Annotated in this window: 17 protein-coding genes; 6 read left to right on the forward strand and 11 right to left on the reverse strand. The window is 42.5% G+C overall.

All coding sequences use genetic code 11. From position 1 onward, the window contains the following. Nucleotides 1–242: 242 nt before the first annotated feature. From tgt to MJ761_RS09975, 3 genes are all read left to right on the forward strand, one after another. A complete protein-coding gene (gene tgt, locus MJ761_RS09965) occupies nt 243–1358 on the forward strand; it encodes a tRNA guanosine(34) transglycosylase Tgt (protein ID WP_093093546.1) in 1116 nt (371 codons plus the stop codon). 126 nt (nt 1359–1484) lie between these two features. Beyond that, on the forward strand, nt 1485–2867 hold the full coding sequence (argH, locus tag MJ761_RS09970; RefSeq protein WP_093093544.1) for an argininosuccinate lyase: 1383 nt from the start codon (nt 1485–1487) through the stop codon (nt 2865–2867). A 1274-nt stretch (nt 2868–4141) separates the two neighbouring features. After that, a complete protein-coding gene (locus MJ761_RS09975; RefSeq protein ID WP_093093541.1) occupies nt 4142–5350 on the forward strand; it encodes a hypothetical protein in 1209 nt (402 codons plus the stop codon). A 400-nt stretch (nt 5351–5750) separates the two neighbouring features. On the opposite strand, the gene xerD is transcribed toward MJ761_RS09975, so the two are convergent. From xerD to rph, 8 genes are all read right to left on the reverse strand, one after another. Then, the gene (gene xerD, locus MJ761_RS09980) at nt 5751–6650 is read right to left on the reverse strand and encodes a site-specific tyrosine recombinase XerD (protein WP_093093539.1); all 900 of its coding nucleotides are present in this window, start codon (nt 6648–6650) and stop codon (nt 5751–5753) included. Further along, on the reverse strand, nt 6644–7102 hold the full coding sequence (locus MJ761_RS09985) for a methylated-DNA--[protein]-cysteine S-methyltransferase (protein ID WP_093093537.1): 459 nt from the start codon (nt 7100–7102) through the stop codon (nt 6644–6646). The genes xerD and MJ761_RS09985 overlap by 7 nt, the downstream gene beginning before the upstream one ends. Continuing rightward, complete coding sequence (locus MJ761_RS09990) at nt 7095–7541, reverse strand: peroxiredoxin (protein WP_093093535.1); 447 nt, start codon at nt 7539–7541, stop codon at nt 7095–7097. Before MJ761_RS09990 ends, MJ761_RS09985 begins: the two co-directional genes overlap by 8 nt. Before the next feature lie 34 nt (nt 7542–7575). Next, nucleotides 7576–7959 carry a cupin domain-containing protein gene (locus MJ761_RS09995; protein WP_093093533.1) on the reverse strand — a complete coding sequence of 128 codons (384 nt, stop codon included), beginning with the start codon at nt 7957–7959 and terminating at the stop codon, nt 7576–7578. Between the two features lie 71 nt (nt 7960–8030). Continuing rightward, nucleotides 8031–9269: an MFS transporter gene (locus MJ761_RS10000; protein WP_037405858.1), complete on the reverse strand. Its 1239-nt coding sequence runs from the start codon at nt 9267–9269 to the stop codon at nt 8031–8033. Nucleotides 9270–9277: 8 nt separating this feature from the next. Then, nucleotides 9278–10210: a tRNA 2-thiocytidine(32) synthetase TtcA gene (ttcA, locus tag MJ761_RS10005; protein WP_093093576.1), complete on the reverse strand. Its 933-nt coding sequence runs from the start codon at nt 10208–10210 to the stop codon at nt 9278–9280. Between the two features lie 108 nt (nt 10211–10318). Beyond that, a complete protein-coding gene (locus tag MJ761_RS10010) occupies nt 10319–11560 on the reverse strand; it encodes an aspartate kinase (RefSeq protein WP_093093530.1) in 1242 nt (413 codons plus the stop codon). Nucleotides 11561–11765: 205 nt separating this feature from the next. Then, nucleotides 11766–12503 carry a ribonuclease PH gene (gene rph, locus MJ761_RS10015; RefSeq protein WP_093093528.1) on the reverse strand — a complete coding sequence of 246 codons (738 nt, stop codon included), beginning with the start codon at nt 12501–12503 and terminating at the stop codon, nt 11766–11768. Between the two features lie 162 nt (nt 12504–12665). Between rph and MJ761_RS10020 the strand changes: the two genes are divergently transcribed. Continuing rightward, nucleotides 12666–13538, forward strand: coding sequence for a YicC/YloC family endoribonuclease (locus tag MJ761_RS10020; RefSeq protein WP_037405851.1), 873 nt, complete (start codon nt 12666–12668; stop codon nt 13536–13538). 100 nt (nt 13539–13638) lie between these two features. Here MJ761_RS10020 and dapC read toward each other — a convergent pair whose 3' ends face one another. Further along, complete coding sequence (gene dapC / locus MJ761_RS10025) at nt 13639–14826, reverse strand: succinyldiaminopimelate transaminase (protein WP_093093526.1); 1188 nt, start codon at nt 14824–14826, stop codon at nt 13639–13641. A 178-nt stretch (nt 14827–15004) separates the two neighbouring features. Beyond that, nucleotides 15005–16174 carry an NAD(P)H-dependent flavin oxidoreductase gene (locus MJ761_RS10030; RefSeq protein ID WP_093093524.1) on the reverse strand — a complete coding sequence of 390 codons (1170 nt, stop codon included), beginning with the start codon at nt 16172–16174 and terminating at the stop codon, nt 15005–15007. Between the two features lie 347 nt (nt 16175–16521). Between MJ761_RS10030 and MJ761_RS10035 the strand changes: the two genes are divergently transcribed. Beyond that, nucleotides 16522–17049: a C40 family peptidase gene (locus tag MJ761_RS10035; RefSeq protein ID WP_093093522.1), complete on the forward strand. Its 528-nt coding sequence runs from the start codon at nt 16522–16524 to the stop codon at nt 17047–17049. A gap of 58 nt (nt 17050–17107) precedes the next feature. Further along, nucleotides 17108–18313: an acetate kinase gene (locus MJ761_RS10040; protein ID WP_093093520.1), complete on the forward strand. Its 1206-nt coding sequence runs from the start codon at nt 17108–17110 to the stop codon at nt 18311–18313. Nucleotides 18314–18562: 249 nt separating this feature from the next. On the opposite strand, the gene MJ761_RS10045 is transcribed toward MJ761_RS10040, so the two are convergent. After that, on the reverse strand, nt 18563–21000 hold a 2438-nt coding region (locus tag MJ761_RS10045), incomplete at its 5' end, for a calcium-binding protein (RefSeq protein WP_275423026.1).

Raw genomic sequence — 21000 nt, forward strand, 5'->3', positions numbered from 1 at the left:
TACTCCACAAATAACAGACCAGGCTCGCTTGCTACAAGTGAGAAAATCAGATGGCTGCTTTTGATTAGATTTATAAATTAAAGGGATTAGGTAAAAGCGTCTGTTGCTGGTGAACGTCCGCTTCAGTTAAGGAATTTATTTTAACGATTTGAATTTTGCTTGGCAATGCTTACGCGGCGAAATGTGTTGGTTTCGGCTATAATGGGATGTTCTGTCATAATTGTTGTCATTAAATTGGTTATATGCTGAAATTTACTTTACAGCGCACTGATGGTTTTGCGCGTCGTGGTACTCTGGAGTTGAATCATGGTACGGTGGAAACACCAGTATTTATGCCGGTTGGGACATATGGTTCAGTAAAGGCCATGTCGCCACGTAATCTGGAGGAAATCAAGGCACAGATTATTCTGGGTAATACTTTCCATTTGTGGTTGCGGCCGGGGCTGGATGTTATTCGAGATTTTGGCGGGTTGCACGATTTTATTGGCTGGAACCGGCCGATGCTGACTGACTCCGGCGGTTTTCAGGTGTTTTCTTTGGCACAGATGCGTAAATTAACGGAAGAGGGCTGTACTTTCCGCAGTCCGATTAACGGAGATAAGCTGTTTTTGTCGCCTGAAATTTCCATGCAGATTCAAACGGTGTTAAATTCAGATATTGTGATGCAGCTGGATGAATGCCCAGATGGCAATGTGGATGCGAGAGAGGCTGAGAAGTCTTTACAAATGAGTTTGCGCTGGGCAGAGCGCAGTAAAAATGAATTTGAACGCCTGAATAATCCAAACGCTTTATTTGGTATTGTTCAGGGGGGCATGTATGAGGATTTGCGTGAGCAATCACTGGCTGGTCTGGAGAAAATCGGTTTTCCGGGCTTGTCTGTGGGTGGTTTGTCTGTTGGTGAACCGAAACCGGAGATGTACCGTATTTTACGGGCTATTGGCCCTAAACTTCCGGCACATAAGCCACATTATCTGATGGGTGTCGGTACACCTGAGGATTTGGTATATGGGGTAGCTTATGGCATTGATATGTTTGATTGTGTAATGCCAACCCGTAATGCACGTAATGGCTGGCTATTTACGCGTTTTGGTGATGTGAAAATCCGAAATGCGATGTATCGCCATGACCAGCGCCCATTGGATGAAAGTTGCGACTGCTATACCTGCCGTAATTTCAGCCGTGCCTATCTGCATCATTTACAGCGTGTAGGTGAGATTCTGGGCGCTCAGTTAAATACTATCCATAATTTGCGTTATTATCAGATACTGACTGCGGAAATGCGCTCGGCCATTGAGGCTGGTAAATTCAGTGAATTTCAAGCTCACTTTCATGATGATCGCGCCCGTGGCGTTCTGTAATCAATCTTTTTGGTATGGGCACTGCGGTAGTATTATCGATGAAGTTGATATGATGCGGATGGAGGTAATGCGCTGTCGGCAATTTTCTTTGGATGTTGTTTGGTCTTAGTATAGTGGAGAGGTAGTATGGATGAAAAAGTCTGGTCAGGCCGTTTTCATGAGCCGGTAAGTGAGCTGGTTAAGCAGTATACTGCATCGATTACATTTGATCAGCGGCTGGCTCAATGTGATATTCAAGGTTCACTGGCACATGCACAGATGCTGCAACAGGCTGGTGTGTTGAGTGTAGAGGATTTGTCTGCAATTAAGGCTGGTATGCAGGAAATTTTGCAGGAAATAGCTGCCGGCAAAGTTGAATGGTCAGTTGATCTGGAAGATGTGCATATGAATGTGGAACGTTTGCTAACCCAGAAGGTGGGCGATGCTGGTAAGCGTTTACACACGGGGCGCAGCCGTAATGATCAGGTGGCTACTGATATTCGGTTATGGCTGCGTGAAGAAATTGATCGTGTTGTGGTTTTAATTAGGGATTTGCAGTCTGCACTGGTTGATTTGGCTGATAAAAATGCAGAAGTGGTGATGCCGGGTTTTACACATATGCAGGTAGCTCAGCCTGTGAGTTTTGGTCACCATATGCTGGCGTATGTTGAAATGCTGGGGCGTGATGGTGAGCGTATGCTTGATTGTCGCCATCGGGTTAACCGGATGCCATTAGGTGCTGCTGCACTTGCTGGTACTACTTTTCCGATTAAGCGTGAAGTTACTGCGCAATTACTTGGTTTTGAAGAAATTTGCCAGAATTCTCTGGATGCGGTATCTGATCGTGATTTTGCTATTGAATTTACTGCTGCTGCGTCGATTCTGATGATGCATTTGTCACGTTTGAGTGAGGAGCTGATTTACTGGATGAGTCCGCGCTTCGGTTTTATTGATATTGCTGACCGTTTCTGCACGGGTTCTAGTATTATGCCGCAGAAGAAAAATCCAGATGTGCCGGAGTTGGTACGCGGTAAAAGTGCTCGTGTGGTGGGGCATCTGATGGGATTGATTACTTTGATGAAATCACAACCACTGGCCTACAATAAAGATAATCAGGAAGACAAGGAGCCACTTTTTGATACGGTAGATACTCTGGTGGATACTTTACGTATTTATGCAGATATGATGCGAGGTGTTAGTGTGAAACCTGAGAATATGCGTGCTGCTGTGTTACAGGGCTTTGCGACAGCAACTGATTTGGCTGATTATCTGGTGAAAAAGGGCTTACCGTTTCGCGATAGTCATGAGGTGGTTGCACGTGCAGTACGGCTGGCGGAAGAGCAGCAGCAGGAATTAAGTGAGTTATCGCTGGATGTGCTGCAATCTTTTTCCAGTTTGATAGATGAGGATGTATATCAGGTTCTTTCACCTGAGGGTAGTCTTAATGCGCGTAATCATGTTGGTGGTACAGCACCTGCACAGGTACGCGCGCAGGTAGCACGCTGGCGTGAGTATTTGCAATCTGTTTAAATTTTATTGTACTGGCTGTTTTAAGTAGTTCGTTTGAAAATCAGGTAGGTTATTTTCTACCTGATTTTTTATTTTGTTTGAATGTTCTTTGATAATGTTTGTTTTAACCGTTTTATCTTTAAAGGAAGATGATAAGGTATGTGATTTATTGTCTGTATAAATTTTATTTGGATTAAGCTAAGAATAAGTAGTATGAATGTTAATTGGAAATATTTTTTTTGCAGATAAATGATACTGATATTTATGAAATACAAGTATGCATTGATTTAGATTAATATGTTTAATGGATAAGATAGAGATTTTATGTTTATTGATTGCAGTAATTTGTAATGTTGTTATGTAATAATTGATTAGATAAGTATATTGTTATTTTTAAAAATTATGATGATAAGGTAAAGTAGAAGATATGGGTAGTTAAATGTTACCTAGCTTTGATTTTAGTATATTTTATTGTTGTGATGCTGTTATTTATGTTTATGCTTAATGAATATCTATTGTTGATGTTGAGACAATGGTAATACTGGATGCAAATATGCTTGGTTCTTCGGTTCCGCTTCTTTTAATTTTGCAAGGTTGTTTAAATACTGCTGCAATTTATTTATAAGGCAATTCCCGAGCAAAATTTGTTGTCTGTGGCGGATAAAACAAAGCTGTATCAGCTGTTGAGGTAAGTGCAATAGTTAGTTATTTGATTCCAAATGAATTAGATCCGGGTAAGTTATCTTGAGGGTACTTTAACTCTTACTGGGTAGCAGTTTTTATATGTAAATAAAGTATGATTATTAGGTAAAACACTGGTGCTGATATGTGGTTTCTACGTTTTGCGCTTGGTGTTGCTAATCAGTTTTGATGGATTTATATGCCAAAAAGAGGTTTTATTTGTTTGATAATATGGTTAAGTTTTTTAGAAATGCAAATTTTAGGGTAATGTTTGAATTCTGTAATGGGATTCTAGGTTGTTATGAATGATGTCATACTGGTAATAATCTGAATTTTAAGATTAGGCTTAAGTTTGTGTTAGTTACAGGTTTCTCTTGTTAATAAGCACTTTTGGTGGAGGAAATAACAATCTTTTTACAATGAGTTATTTTCGATTGTATAAAATACCTAAAATTATTTCATTGAAATTTAAATACTATTTAAATGGTGTTGTAATAATCGCAGTTGATATTAAATAAAATGCACAATATGCTGGTTATTTGTTGTAGAATCATTTACAATTATTAACTTATTTAAATTAATCTTAGTATATATCTGATTTTAAAAGGGTTGTTATGCGATTGCAAATTACAAAGTTGATTTTGGCGTTGACTGTTGCGGGACTGGTATCGGCATGTGGGAATAAGACAGAAGAAGCTCCTGATAAGATGGTGCGTGCTGGTATGCAACGCATGATGAAAGAGGATAATCAGTTCAATTTTACGAGTACTCTTAAATTGGAATTAGGAGATCAGGCAGGTATAAATACTGCGGATAAGGGTTCTGAAGTGTCTGATGTGATTGTACAGCAGGCAAGTGGTGCTTCCGCGGAGCTTTTATCAAGTGACGATCAAGACGAGCAAAAACTGGCAGAAGAACTATCTGTTTATGAAAAACGGCAAATGGAATCTGTTAACAAGATGGTGAGACTGATTAGCAAATCAGTGTCGATTCCGGTTACAGGTGCGGTGGATTTTAAAAAGGGTCTCGTGGAAGTTATTCCAGAATTTCGTTATGAGAACAAAAATGCACTGATTTCTTATAAATTTCCTCTCTATTTAGACTTTAATAATTTATCTATGTATGTGGATGCTTCTGCATTCACTAATATATCAGATATGATGAATGGGGAAAATAATCCTCAGTGGGTAATAGGTGACCGATATGTGCAACTGGCTTTGCCGCAGGACAGAGTACAGCATTTACCTGTTGCTGACTTGTTAAAGAGTCTACCTAAGGCTATTGATGATGGTTATACTGCTATTGAGTCCAGCGCATTTAGCAAGGTGGATGTGGACGAATTTGGCAAAAGTCTGGAAGCAAAATCTCAGGTTAGAATTAATTCAACTTATGCAATGAGTATGAAATATGATGTTGCTATGTTGCAAAGTGTTTCTCAGGCTTTGAAGCAGGCTGCTGCCAAGGCTGGTTCGGATAGTAAGTATCAGCCGCAGGATTATGCAGTTCTACAAAATATTGTTGACGGTTTGGTATCAGTCTATTCAGGTGATGTTGAAACAGCGAATACGCCTTTCGGTTATTATATGGCACAAATGAAGAATAAATCGATACCAATTATCTATAATTTCTATTTTGATTCTAAAGGCCGAGTGATAGGTATGCGTTCTCAGACGGCGTTACCGCTGGATGAAATGAAAGAACTGAAAGGACCGATAAATATTGATTATAAAATTCAGTATGAATACACAGGAAGTCCAAAATTTACTATGCAACCTACGCCGCAGAATTCAGTTAATATTGGTTCTCGTTTAGGTCTGTACTGATAATCAAATAAAATTATTTTTTGATTTAAATAACTTTTGGCCAGTATGCTTTGCATTACTGGCTTTTTTATATTTTGCTTTCGTTTGTTTTTATGCTTAGTCTGAATATTGTAATTGGGATGACTAGATGAGAAATTTTGGTATGTTGTTGCTGTTGTTTTGTTAAATTGTTTAATATTAATAATAGGTTGATGTTGATAAGCTGATAATTGAATCTATTAAGCTAGATATAATCTAAGTAAACTTTTATTGCAGAATGGCGGTTGTTAGCTATGTGATTACTGAGGTCAAGGTATTATGTCTATGAGCGCCTATTGTGGATGTATTTTGTTTCAGTAGGATGATCGCTTAATTATTATTGTGATATGTTTGTTTATTGTGCGTTGTGTTTTGATATGGTTTATCCGCGCGGATGATGCTGATGTATTAGTTGTTTCAGACGCTCGTTGGCTACATGGGTATAGATCTGGGTAGTGCCTATATCGGCATGTCCCAGTAATAGCTGCACTACCCGTAAATCAGCACCATGGTTAACGAGATGGGTGGCAAATGCATGGCGCAAACCGTGGGGGCTGAGATGATGAATACCTGCTGCACTGGCATATTTGGTGACGATCATCCATGCCAGCTGGCGTGTAATGGCGGTTTTTTTCTGGCTGACAAATACTGCATCACACGCTCTGCCTTTAAGTAAAGCAGGGCGGGCATGAGTAAAGTAATTTTGTAGCCAGTCTGTGGCTTCTTCTCCCATTGGTACCATACGCTGCTTGTTTCCTTTACCGATGGTACTAAGTACGCCATTATGTAAATCAATTTCGTTAATGTGTAAGTTAACCGCTTCGCTGACGCGTAAGCCGGTAGCGTATATTAGTTCTAGTAGGGCTTTATCGCGCAGACCATGTGGTGTATCGGTGTCTGGGGCAGCCAGAAGGGCATCTATTTGGCTTTCGGAAATGATATCGGGCAGATGCTGGCCTTTTTTGGGCATTTGTAGCTGCTCGGTAGGTAAATCCTGACGCCGGTTGTATTCCTGCATCCAGCTAAATAAACGTTTACATGCGGATAGAGCTCGTGCCTGTGATGATGGTTTTTCACTATCGATAAATACCGCAGCAGCCAGTGATAAGGAATCTACGTTGAACCAGTTCAGTTGCTGAAGTTGTAAACGGTGGGCAATTTTGCTCAGGTCGCGCCGGTAGCCCTCCAGTGTGTTGAATGCCAGTTGTTCACTTAGCCATAGGTGCTCAAGCAGTGATTCAATTGGTTCGAGTAGTTCTGCTGGTAATGGTTCGTTTACCATGTTGCTCCCTCATGGGTAAGTAGCCAGCGTTTGATATTGAGTTCGAAAGGATTATTACTCAGACTGAAACCACCCAGACCATTGGCGGATACTATTCGATGGCAGGGAATAATGATTGGCAGGGGATTTTTGCCACAGGCCTGTCCAACTGCTCTGGCAGCACTTCCCAGTATGCGGGCAATATCGCCGTAGGTGGCTACCTGTCCGTAGGGAATATTGGCAATTGCCTGCCACACTCGTTGCTGGAATTCTGTACCAGCAGATGAGGGGGGATAGTTAAATGTTTGCAGCTTGCCAGAGAAATAGGCATCAAGCTGTTGAGCCCAATATCCTGTCAGTCTGGGTAAGGTTGGCGACGTGGCTGTTTGCCAGTGGATTGCCTGTAGTTGTTGCTGCTGGCTAAAATCTAGAATTAATGGACAGCAGGGCGCAGGGTAGGAATAGCTAGGCATGCTGTTGCAGGGTATCTAAAACGGTCTGGGCGTGTCCGGCGGCTTTAACTTTGCGCCATTCATGGATAATATTGCCATCCTGATTCAGGATAAATGTGCTTCTTTCAATACCGAATACTTTTTTGCCATACATGTTTTTTTCTTTGAGGACGTCAAACTGGTGGCACACTGTTTCTTCACAGTCTGACAACAGGGTAATGTTGAGTCCGTATTTGCAGATGAAATTATGATGGCTTTTTTCTGTATCTCGAGAAATGCCGATAACGTGATAACCCATTTGGGTAAATTGTGGCAGTAGTGCACTGAACTCCTGTGCCTCAGTCGTGCAACCGGGAGTATTGTCTTTCGGATAAAAATAAACCACAGCTGGCAGGTGTTCGGCGATGTTGAAGTTGCCACCTTCAGCATTGGGCAGGCTGAACAACATGGATTTTGACATTGTATATTTTCCTTTGTAAATTTTGTTAATTCGGTTAGTTGCGGACAAAGGCGGTAATCAGGGGATCGTTGCCAATCAGGCGACTACAGTGTCCGTGAATGTGCGGATCAAAGGTAGTGCCGGCGGGTAAGGTATCAGCAGAATAAAAATGCTCACCTGGGCCAAAACGGCGGGTGCTTCCATCTCGCAGGCCGATTTCCATGATTCCCTGTAGTACAAACAGCCATTGTGGCTTGTCGGTGCAGTGGAAATCGCTTGTAAATCCAACTGGGCTGTGACGTAATTGTAAACTTTGTGCATTTAACCACGGTGATAATTGGCTTTTTTCATTGCCGTGGTTTAATTCGATTTTTTCTTCTTTGAAGCGGGCATAGCCATCGCTATCGGTATATAAAATAACTTTGGTAAATGTTGTCATGGTTTTGCCTGATGTGTTGATGGTAATAATCAGTACAGGGTATAGTAACTCTGTACTGATGAGTTAATTAATTAGCCGATTACGCCAAGGTTGTCATCTTTGGATGGGGTGGTGTTATGTCTGGGTAGTAGCCATAAGGTTGCAATGATGTCTAACAGGTAGATAGATGCCAGCAGACACAAGGCTGCATAGAATGACCATTCTTTGACAAAAAAACCGATAACCAGTGGCCCGAAACCGCCTACTCCACGACCGAGATTGAATAGTACATTCTGTGCTGTGGCGCGGACATGTGGTGGAAAGTTATCAGATATCAGTGCACCATAGCCGCCAATCATGCCGTTGACAAATAGACCCATAATGGCACCACAGATAAGTAATGCGGTAGGGTTCTGTAACTGGGCATATTGTGCCACCATGATAAAGGAACCAATCTGGTAAATCAGGAAGATTTTCCAGCGGGCAAAGTGGTCGGCCAGAAAACCGAACAGCCAGATACCGATAATCATGCCAATTACGGTGACTGCTGTCCAGTTACCGGAAGCGGTAAGACTAAAGCCCAGTTTACTGGCCAGATAGCTGGGCATCCAGATCATTAATCCATAGTAACCAAAGTTTTGTACTGCGCACAGGATAAAAATACCCAGACTGGTTTTGGCTGTTTGCCAGTCTTTAACCAGTAAGCCCAATCGTGCTGTAAATGACAGTTCGCCTTTGGCTTTGTGTTCGCGGGTAAACTGTTCTGGTTCGCTGGTATCATGACGAATAAAATAAGATGCGACAGCAGGAAATAATCCCACGAGAAACATGCCACGCCAGCCGATAATATTGAGCAGAAATGGGGTGATAAATGCAGCAGCAAGTACGCCTAATTGCCAGCCAATGCCGACATAAGCCGAGGCACGGTTGCGTTTTGCAGCAGGCCATACTTCAGCAATCATGGCCATGCCGATGCCAAATTCACCGCCCAATCCCATACCAGCAAGTGCACGGTAAATTAGCAGGTCGTAATAACCCTGTGCAATAGCACACAAGCCGGTAAATACGGCAAACATAAGAATGGTGAGCGATAACATACGTACCCGCCCGAAGCGGTCGCTCAGGTGGCCAAATACGATGCCACCGATAACGGAACCGATAAGGGTCCATGTTACCAGTGAACCGGCCTGTGAGGTATTCAGTCCAAGGTCGTTGCTGATGGCACTGAGCATAAAGCCGAGTATCAGTAGGTCAAAACCATCCATTGCGTAGCCACTGATTGCGGCTACCATGGCTTTTGCGGGCGTTAATTTTTTTCTTGCTTCATTCATAGGTTGGCTTAATGACGGGAATCTAAGATGTTAATAATGGGTTTGTCTGTTTGTACAGGCTGTTTGATTTCACTGGTCTGTACCAGTGTTGCTGTGGAGGGAAAATTTTCGCGGTCAAAGGCAATATCGCCACCGTGTGGCAATTTTTGCCCTTGTTGCAGGCTGGTGAAGTTAAATAATCTGTAGTCCGCCAAATGGGAGGGCACAACGTTTTGCAGGGCTGAAAACATGGATTCAATGCGCCCCGGAAACTGTTTATCCCATTGTTGCAGCATGTCCTTGATTACTTGTCGTTGCAAGTTGGGCTGTGAACCACACAAATTGCATGGAATAATTGGAAATTCCTGCATTTGTGCATAGCGAATCAGGTCTTTTTCCTTAACATAGGCTAATGGTCTGATAATGATGTGTTCACCATTGTCAGATAACAGTTTTGGCGGCATCGCTTTGAGCTTTCCTCCGTAGAACATATTCAGAAACAGAGTTTCCAGAATATCATCGCGATGGTGACCCAAAGCTATTTTGGTGCAGCCATTTTCTTTGGCTACGCGATACAGGATGCCACGGCGCAAGCGGCTGCACAGGCCGCAGGTGGTTTTACCTTCATCTATAACACGTTTGACTACGCTATAGGTATCTTCTTCGATGATTTGAAAAGGTACGCCCAGACTATGCAGATAGTCAGGCAATATATGAGCCGGAAAGCCGGGTTGTTTCTGATCAAGATTAACGGCCAGAATTTCGAATTGTACCGGAGCGGATTTCTGTAGCCTCAGCATAATATCCAGTAATGCATAGCTATCTTTGCCGCCAGAGAGACAAACCATGATTTTGTCGCCCTCGGTAATCATCTGGAAGTCGTTAATCGCAGCACCAACCTGATGACGGAGTCGTTTGATCAGCTTGTTGTTTTCGTATTCGCGTTTGGGTGTATGAGACATGGATGCAGCACTAATTAAGCAAATAGCTGCCATTGTACAATAATTAAAGGTCGGCTGATGAGACTCAGCCGACCTGTATTAAACTTTACAAGAATTAGAAAAGGATTCTTAGCTTCTTTTCTCTGGTTCTTTATCCAGCTCGAATATTTGGTGGAGTACTCGGGTAGCCAGCTCCAAATATTTTTCATCAATTAATACGGAAACTTTGATTTCGGAAGTTGAAATCATTTGGATATTGATATTTTCTTTAGCCAGTGTACGGAACATAGTAGAAGCTATGCCTACATGGGAACGCATACCCATGCCAACTATAGATACTTTACACACGGTGTCATCGCCACAAATTTCATGTGCGCCGATTTTTTCCTGAGCTTTGTGCAGAATATCCAATGTATTTTGATAATCGCTACGTGGTACGGTAAAAGAAAAATCAGTGGTACCAGCTGAACCGAAATTCTGAATGATCATGTCTACTTCAATATTGGCATCGGCTACTGCACCGAGTATCAGAGATGCTATTCCCGGTGTATCCGGTACACCACGTACATTAATTCGTGCCTGATTTTTATCAAAAGCAATACCGGATACTGCCGCATGTTCCATCATATTTTGATCCTCTTCAAACGTAATTAATGTGCCTTTACCATTGTTTTCAAGGCTGCTTAAAACGCGCAGTCGCACTTTGTATTTACCGGCAAACTCTACCGAACGGATTTGCAATACCTTACTGCCTAAGCTGGCCAGCTCGAGCATTTCTTCGAATGAAATGGTGCTGAGGCGACGCGCTTCAGGTACAACACGCGGATCAGTAGTATAAACGCCATCTACATCAGTATAAATCTGGCACTCATCGGCTTTCAGTGCCGCTGCCAGAGCAACAGCTGATGTGTCTGAACCGCCTCGGCCGAGAGTTGTAATATCATTATTGGCATTGATGCCCTGAAAACCGGCAATGATGACTACTTTGCCTGCATCCAGATCAGTGCGGATACGTATTTCATCAATTTTATCAATCCGTGCTTTGGTATGGGCGCAATCGGTTTTAATTGCTACTTGCCAGCCGGTATAACTTTTGGCGTCTACGCCAATGCTATGCAGTGCCATGGCCAGCAGGCCGATTGTAACCTGTTCGCCGGTTGATAATACAACATCCATTTCACGAGGACTGGGCTTTTCCTGAATTTCATGCGCCAGTGCGACCAGCCGGTTGGTTTCCCCACTCATGGCAGATACAACTACGACAACATCGTCACCGTTGGCTTTTGCCTGTGCTACCCGACGTGCTACATTTTTTATACGCTCTACCGTTCCTACTGAGGTACCGCCGTATTTCTGTACGATCAACGCCATAATACTGCTTGCTTTCTGAGTTATTTTAATGTCAAAAAAGGAGAGACTGTGTTAACACTGCCTGCTTAATTATCCTGTCAGGACATTCTTTTTAGCATTTTTATCATGCAAAAACAAGCTGCTGAATTAGTATTTTGTCAGATTCAAGTAGCTTGTTTTCAATAATCTCGAAGTTCAGAACAATAGGTAATTGTATTTATATGTATTAATTGCTCGCTAGTGCTTGTTGCTGAACAGCAAGAATCTGCTCAATTCCTTTTTGTGCCAGACTGATTAATTCATTTAATTGCTGGATACTGAATGTAGCACCTTCAGCAGTACCCTGAATTTCAATCAGTTGCTGTGAAGCAGTCATGACTACGTTGATATCGGCATCACAGGCTGAATCTTCTGGATAATCGAGATCAAGTAGCAGTCTGTTATTAAGTATGCCAACTGAAATAGCAGCCACGGCTTCACGTATCGGATTTTCACTGATTACGCCACGGGCAAGCAGTTGGTTAACAGCCAGTGACAGGGCAACAAAGGCTCCGCTGATGCTGGCTGTACGTGTACCACCATCAGCCTGAATGACATCGCAATCAATCAGTATCTGGCGACTGCCCAGCTTTTCCATATCCACAACTGCGCGTAAGGAACGACCTATCAGGCGCTGAATTTCCTGCGTGCGACCAGTTTGTTTTCCGGCTGCGGCTTCGCGGCGCATACGTCCGTTGGCTGAAGCTGGCAGCATTCCGTATTCTGCAGTCACCCAGCCACGCCCTTGATTTTTGAGAAAAGCCGGAACATTTTCGTCGATGGTGGCAGTGCAAATTACTTTAGTCTGACCACAACAAATCAGTACGGAACCATCTGCATGTGCCAGAAAGTTAGGGGTAATACTAAGCTCACGTGGTTCATTATCAGCACGATCAGTGCGATCAGGTATAGGTATGTTTTTCATACAGGCAGCTTTAATTAAGTAATGAATAAAGAATTATATAGCTAGTGTACTGCTATTCATACCAATTAAGCCTTTTGTAGATGAAGAGGTTTTGGTTATACTTGATTTAATTGCCAGTTTGAATGTAACCAGGCAGTAAAAAAACAATTTAAGGAAAATATTATGTTATACAGTATGACTGGCTACGCAAATGCTTCAGGACAGTTTGGCAATCGCCAGATCAATATTGAGCTTAGGGCAGTTAATCATCGCTATCTGGATATTCAGTTTAAAGTTGTTGAAGAATTACGCCGGTTTGAGGGGCAGATGCGCGAATTAATCAATGCGCAAGTAGCAAGGGGCAAACTGGAGTGCCGCGTACAAATTAAGCAACTACCCAGCCAAAATACCGAGGATTTACCTATTGATCATAAATTGGTAAAGCAATTGGCGGTATTTAATCAACAGATACGTCGTCAGTATAAAGATTTGGGTAAGTTGACGGTTGCAGATATTCTGCATTTTCCCGGCGTAATTGTCGCCACGACGGAAGATGAAGAGGTACTGCTCAATGGCGTGTTGACGTTATTGAAGCAGGTGTTAACCGAATTTAAGACCGCCCGGGCGCGGGAGGGCGAAAAACTCCAGCAGCACCTGCTGAGCCGGCTCGATGATATGAGTGATATTGTGGCTGCGATGCAGCAGCTGTTTCCTCAGCTATTACAGGATTATATGAACAAAGCTGAAACCCGCTTGCGCGAAGCTGTAGCACAGGTAGATGCAGAACGGCTGAAACAGGAATTTGTTTTGTTTATGCAGAAAGCGGATGTTGATGAGGAGCTGAATCGTTTAACTACTCATATTGCTGAGGCACGACGTCTGATAGAGGAACACCGTGGCAGTGTGGGCAAACGTCTGGATTTTCTGATGCAGGAGCTGAACCGAGAAGCCAATACTCTGGGTAGCAAAGCCATTGCTATTGAATGCACCCAGGCTTCTGTTGGTCTTAAAGTGCTGATTGAGCAGATGCGCGAGCAGGTGCAGAATATTGAATAAATTGTAATGAATCTTGGATCAGTTATAACCAGAATTATCTGAGGAGTTAACAGATAATTCTGGTTTTCTGTAGCCTGCCTTACTGTATGAAAAAGCGCTGTTATAAAGCTAAATTAATTATGCGTTCGGCCGCTTCTACGCATTCTTCAACACTGGATACTAGCGCAATGCGGACATAACCGGCACCGGCATTGCCGTATGGGGTGTTGCGGGCAAGATATCGTCCCGGTAGTACTCGGATGGCTGCTTTTTGCCATAACTTTTTAGTAAAGGCTAAGTCATCACCATCGGGGACTGATAACCACAGATAGAATGATGCATCTGGTTTCTGTATGGCAAATTTCCGTTGTAATATTGGAATAACTTTCTCGAATTTTTCCCGATAAAGATTACGATTGGCAATAACATGTTCTTCATCGTTCCAGGCTGCAATACTGGCATATTGTACTGGCAGGCTCATGGCACTGCCATGATAGGTACGATAAAGCAGGAAATTGGCCAGAAGTTTACTATCACCTGCGACAAAGCCGGAGCGTAAGCCGGGCGCATTGGAGCGTTTGGATAAACTGGTAAACATAATCAGGCGGTCAAATGTTCGCCCCAGTTGTTTAGCTGCCTGTAATGCGCCTAAAGGTTTGTTGTCATCATCAAAGTAGATTTCTGAATAGCATTCATCCGATGCAATTACAAATCCATATTCATCCTGCAAGGTAAATAATTTCTGCCATTGCTCCAGATTCATTACTGCACCGCTTGGATTACCCGGAGAACATACAAATACCAGCTGTACTTTAGACCATGTATTGCTATCGATTTCCTGCCACTGCGGCATAAAATGCGGTGCCCGGCAATTAACATATTCGACGCATGCGCCAGCCAGTACTGCTGCGCCTTCATAAATTTGATAAAACGGATTGGGACTGATAACTACTGGCTGAAATTGGCGGCTGGTATCAATAATGGTCTGGGTAAACGCAAACAGAGCTTCACGACTACCTAAAACGGGTAGCACTTCAGTATCTGGATTGACATTTAATCCTGCATACCGGTGTTGCAACCATTGGGCACAGGCCTGACGCAGTTCGGTAATACCAGCTGTAATCGGATAAACAGCAAGCCCATTCAGATGCTGAATCAGGGTATCAGTGAGTATGGTTGGTGTGGGGTGTTTTGGTTCACCAATGTGTAATGAGATTGGTTGCAGATTTGCCGGTGGTTCAAGACCGTCCATTAATTTACGCAAGCGGGCGAAAGGATAGGGCTGTAATAATTCCAGTTTCGGGTTCATGATGATAAATACAAATAATTGTAAATGCTATGATACTACCATCAATCAAATTATCACGGCAGTAGGTAATGGTTATTTGTAAAGCAATATACGGTTTATTAGCACCCTGAATGATACAAAATAGTGTAACAAATAATAAAAAGCCACATTAAAGTGGCTTGGCATACTGAAAATGGGCTTAAGCAGACTTCTGCTCCGCTTGTTTGTTTCCAGTCAGTAAGTAGTCAATGGTTTCTTTTACCGTGCGCATAGCACTACCGAATGGCAGAGGATCTTTTCCACGGAAGAATAAGCCTTTATCGGTTTCGCCACGCCATGCAGCAGCAAGTTTCAGGTCAATACAGAACTGGCCGACTTTCTCCAGCCCGTCACGCAGGCCGCATACTGATAAACAATTAATCCCTTGAGTGCAGCGACGCGGGTCAGCTTTGGCATTGGCTTGTAAAATGCTTTCGCGTTTCAGATAACTGTCAAGAAATTTAGTTTTAACCCCACGTGCTGGCAAACCGGCAACAGACATAAATTCCACAATTTGTTCACCCTCTGCACCAGCCAGAGTTTTTTTGAAATTAATATGTGCATCACCTTCCTGAGTAACTGCAAATGCTGTACCAATCTGCACGGCGGCAGCACCCCATTCCTTTAGGGCAGTAGTGATTTTCTGGAAGTTGGCCATGCCGCCAGCCACAATTAATGGAATTTTCTCCCGTTCCAGATCAAGTTTTTTAAACAGCTCAAAAGTTTCTGTGAGTACACGTTTAAATTCAAAACGTTCATCATTCACGCCGGCAACGGTGGCCGCCCCCAGATGGCCAGCTGCATGAGCAGGATGTTCTATTACAATTGCATCGGGCAGGCGGTTTTTTTTCATCCAGCGTTTCAGTACGATGGCTATCCCTCGCGATTCAGATAAAATTGGCATTAAGGCAACATCAGGAAAATTTTCTGTCATGTCGGGTAAGTCCAAGGGCAAACCTGCACCCATTACAATTGCATGTGCTCCTGATTCACAGGCTTGCCGTACCATGGCCGGATGATCTTTGACTGCTTTCATCACATTAACTGCAATCATGCCATGCCCTTGTGACTGTGCTAATGCAGATTTAATTTCACGATCAAGGGCAATCCGGTTTAAAGTGTCATATTTTTCCTGCGTTGGGTTTTCCAGAGATTGCTTCAGTAAATCGGGATGCAGATGACGTAAGTCTACACTGGCAATTGTACCCACGCCATTTTCACGAGCTACTGCACTGGCTAAACTAGACGCAGACACGCCTACGCCCATACCACCCTGAACAATCGGTATCAGGTGATGATTGCGGATAATCAGTGGTGCAAATTGCTGCATATTGCTTCCTGTCTTTGATGTCAATAAGCAGCACACTTTGATAGTGCCACTTAAGTGTCAAGCCTGTAATTACTGCTGCAAGCCATTTAAAATCGTGCCTGATTCAGCTGGCTCTTTATAAATTAGTGTATCTACTCTATTCTTGCTCAAAGCTGCTGTCAAGATAATCAAAGCTACTTAATGACTCTCGATTTGGCTTTGTTGCTGGTTTGTAGGATTTGTACGACAAGGTTAGGTAATGTAAGGATTGGAAGATTAACCTTAGTGCTTAGAGAAATAATTGCCAACCCATGTTATATTCACACAGTGAGCATGAATCAGGTAATCACAACAGGGTAAATAATTAAATGGTTACATGTAATGCGCAGCGACGTGTTGTTCTGGGTGCGCTGGTTTTATTTCTGTCAGCTTGTGGCACGGGTAATCAGAAGAGGGTTCAGTTAGATAAGCAATACCATCTAACTCCAATCAGGATTACCAAAGTTAGTCATCAGCAGGGAAGTCAGGAATTGCTGCTGCAAAGTATGAGTCTGATTGGCAGACCTTACCGTTATGGTGGCAGTACTCGTGATAACGGATTTGATTGCAGCGGTATGGTACAATATGTTTATCAGCAGGCATTACAGGTTAACCTTCCTCGTACCGCACGTGATATAGCTGCTGTTTCCACCCCAATCCGCATGCGTGACTTGCAGGTTGGGGATTTGGTATTTTTCAACACCTCGGGACAGATCTATTCACATATAGGGTTGTATATCGGTAATGGTGAATTTATCCATGCTCCTTCCAGTAATGGTGTGATTCGTACAGCCAGACTGGATCAACCCTATTTTAGCCAGCGTTTTACAGGTGCACGAACGCTGTTTGCCCGCTAATTAAAAGAATTAACCATTCTTTTTTATGACTAAGTAATCGCAAAAACAGGACAACAACATGAGTGAGCAAGATTTAGTATTGGTACTTAATTGTGGCAGTTCTTCCGTAAAGGCTGCAGTAATGGATGTAGCCAAAAAAGAAGTTTTAATGAGCTGTCTGGCTGAAAAAGTAGGCAATACTGATGCTTTCATTACCTTTAAGATAAATGGTGAAAAACATAAACATACTTTAACTGACGGTCATGATCATGTTGCAGCCGTAATGGCCTTACTGGAGCAGTTAAAAGAGCTGGGTTTATATGATCGAGTAAAAGCCATTGGTCATCGCGTAGTACATGGTGGTGAGCGTTTTACCCAGTCTACTGTAATTACACCTGAAGTAATGCGTGACATTGAGGCATGCATTGTATTGGCACCGCTGCATAACCCAGCTCATATTCTGGGCATCCGAGCTGCACAACAGGCATTCCCTGAATTGCCACAGGTAGCCGTGTTTGATACCGCTTTCCATCAAACCATGCCTCCACATGCTTATCAATATGCCATTCCGTCAACTTTGTATACCCGCTATGGCGTACGCCGCTATGGTGCGCATGGCACCAGCTATCGCTTTGTAGCACAGGAAACCGCGGCATTTTTGCAGCGCGATATTAATGATATGAGCATGGTTATTGCTCATTTGGGTAATGGCGCATCCATCACTGCTGTTAAAAATGGCTGCTCACAGGATACCAGTATGGGGCTGACACCTCTGGAAGGTCTGGTAATGGGTACGCGCTGTGGTGACATCGATCCAAGTATTTTCTCTTTCCTTGCTTCGAATGCCAAAATGAGCATTGAACAGATTACTGAAATGCTGAATAAAGAAAGCGGATTGTTAGGGCTGTCTGATCTTTCCAACGACTGCCGTACGCTGGAAGAGGCTGCCGCCAATGGGCATAAAGGTGCAATACTTGCTCTGGAGGTATTCGCTTACCGTTTGGCTAAATATGTAGGTGGCATGATGGTTGCCTGTGGTAGTCTGGATGCGCTGGTGTTCACCGGCGGTATCGGTGAAAACTCTACAATGCTACGTGAAAAAGTTGTGAATTACCTGAATGTATTTGGCATGATTATTGACCACGATGCCAACAAAGTAGCCTGCTTCGGCACGCCGGGTGTGATTAGCACCAAAGACAGTAAAGCTGCTGTTATGGTTATTCCAACCAATGAAGAGCTGATGATTGCACAGGATACTGCTCAGTTAACTGGTATGCAGCTGTAACAAACCGGATATCGAAACACGGATATTAAAACTGTGTACGTTTCTAAAACTGACTTTGTATCATTACAAAGTCAGTTTTTTATATCTTTCAATGCTTTTGTTGGTTTTAATTTCAAGTAATAGCTTTATAACGCCAGTAAAATATATTGAATCCAGTATTAATTAATCATAAAAAAAGGAATCCACAAAATGGATTCCTTTTTAAGTAGAAGTAATATTTGATTTACTAAGTTACAAATTGACTTCACATTATGTAATGATAATCTTGCGCAACTGAGCCAGAGTAACGGTTTTATCTTTAAAAACAAATTTTTCTATTGTATAGAAATCATCGTAGAAGAAAAATCTCACCGTAACAGAATCATTATCGTTATAGCCATAAATGATTAAATCATCGTTGTTCCTGCGGAATTTTACCTCGGCGAAATCAACATCGGTAAACTGGATGGTATCTACTGTGTTACTGTCATAAGGATCATAATCAAGAATGGTATCTTGCCCATGCCCTTTAGCAAAAACATAGGTATCATTACCCTGACCACCTTCCATATAATCATTGCCGGTGCCACCAATCAGAGTATCATTACCCCAGTTTCCATAAAGTTTATCATCGCCGGCACCGCCATCCAGAACGTCATTGTATCCTCCTGTAATGATTTTGTCGTTACCATCATCGCCATAAACAAAAGCACGGCCATTAGTTAGGGAAATGGAGTCGTCGCCACTGGTACCATATAGCTGCATACCATCCTTACGCAACTGAGCCAGAGTAACGGTTTTATCTTTAAAAACAAATTTTTCTATTGTATAGAAATCATCGTAGAAGAAAAATCTCACCGTAACAGAATCATTATCGTTATAGCCATAAATGATTAAATCATCGTTGTTCCTGCGGAATTTTACCTCGGCGAAATCAACATCGGTAAACTGGATGGTATCTACTGTGTTACTGTAATAAGGATCATAATCAAGAATGGTATCTTGCCCATGCCCTTTAGCAAAAATATAGGTATCATTACCCTGACCACCTTCCATATAATCATTGCCGGTGCCACCAATCAGAGTATCATTACCCCAGTTTCCATAAAGTTTATCATCGCCGGCACCGCCATCCAGAACGTCATTGTATCCTCCTGTAATGATTTTGTCGTTACCATCATCGCCATAAACAAAAGCACGGCCATTAGTTAGGGAAATGGAGTCGTCGCCACTGGTACCATATAGCTGCATACCATCCTTACGCAACTGAGCCAGAGTAACGGTTTTATCTTTAAAAACAAATTTTTCTATTGTATAGAAATCATCGTAGAAGAAAAATCTCACCGTAACAGAATCATTATCGTTATAGCCATAAATGATTAAATCATTGTTGTTCCTGCGGAATTTTACCTCGGCGAAATCAACATCGGTAAACTGGATGGTATCTACTGTGTTACTGTAATAAGGATCATAATCAAGAATGGTATCTTGCCCATGCCCTTTAGCAAAAACATAGGTATCATTACCCTGACCACCTTCCATATAATCATTGCCGGTGCCACCAATCAGAGTATCATTACCCCAGTTTCCATAAAGTTCGTCATTGCCATCATCACCATTTAGTATGTCATTACCATCTCCACCAGATAAAATGTCATTTCCTTTACCTCCATTAATAAGATCATTGCCCCAATGACCAGTAATCTTATTATCATTATCATCACCGTTCAGTGTAACTGTAATTTTGTTATTTATATCCTGCGCTCCAATAGTTTGGTCTTCAAAAATAAAATTGAAAGCACGGCTGTAACTATTATTAAAATAGCCAGACAAAGCTACAGAATCTGAGTTGCTATAAGCTTTAATAATTAAATTGTTACCAGAACGATGGAAGAGGGCATCAGTAAAATTGGCACCCTTGAAAACAATATCATTACGCTGATTCTGATAGCCTGCGTTTCCTTGATCATAGATCACATCCTGTCCATGACCTGCTTCAAATTCATAGCGGTCTTTCTCCCAGTCACCGCCTTTGAGGATATCATTACCACTACCACCAATCAGAATATCGTAGCCACTACCGCCATCAAGATAATCATCGCCGTCACCACCACTTAAGTAGTCATTGCCATTTTCCCCGTATAGCTTATCATTACCAGCGCCTCCAAAGAGATTGTCTATACCACCACCTCCAAAGAGATTGTCATTACCTGGCCCTCCAGCAATAATATCGTGAGAATTCCAGCCTCTCAGTACATCATCTCCTGATGTGCCGCCCAAAGTAAAGGACATTGCTGCAATATCATCAACATTCAATACTTTATCGTCAAAAATAAAGTTAAATGCTCTGCTATAAGAATTGTTGAAATAATCAGGCAGGGTAAGAGAATCATCTTCACCATAAGCGCAAATAACCAGATCATTGCCGGAACGGGTAAACTGAGCGTCAGCCAGATTGGCACCTTTAAAGACAACATCATTGAAATGACTTTGGTAACTAGTATTTCCTTGGTCATAAATGACATCCTGCCCGTGTCCTGCTTCAAATTCATAGCGGTCTTTGTGCCAGTCACCACCTTTGAGAGTATCGTTACCGGCACCACCATGAAGAATATCGTAGCCGTCTCCTCCATTTAAGGTATCGTTACCAGCCCCGCCATTAAGGATATCATTACCATTGCCACCATTGAGAATATCATCGCCATCAT

The organism is Snodgrassella communis, from assembly GCF_914768045.1.
In the GTDB taxonomy this organism is placed as follows: domain Bacteria; phylum Pseudomonadota; class Gammaproteobacteria; order Burkholderiales; family Neisseriaceae; genus Snodgrassella; species Snodgrassella communis.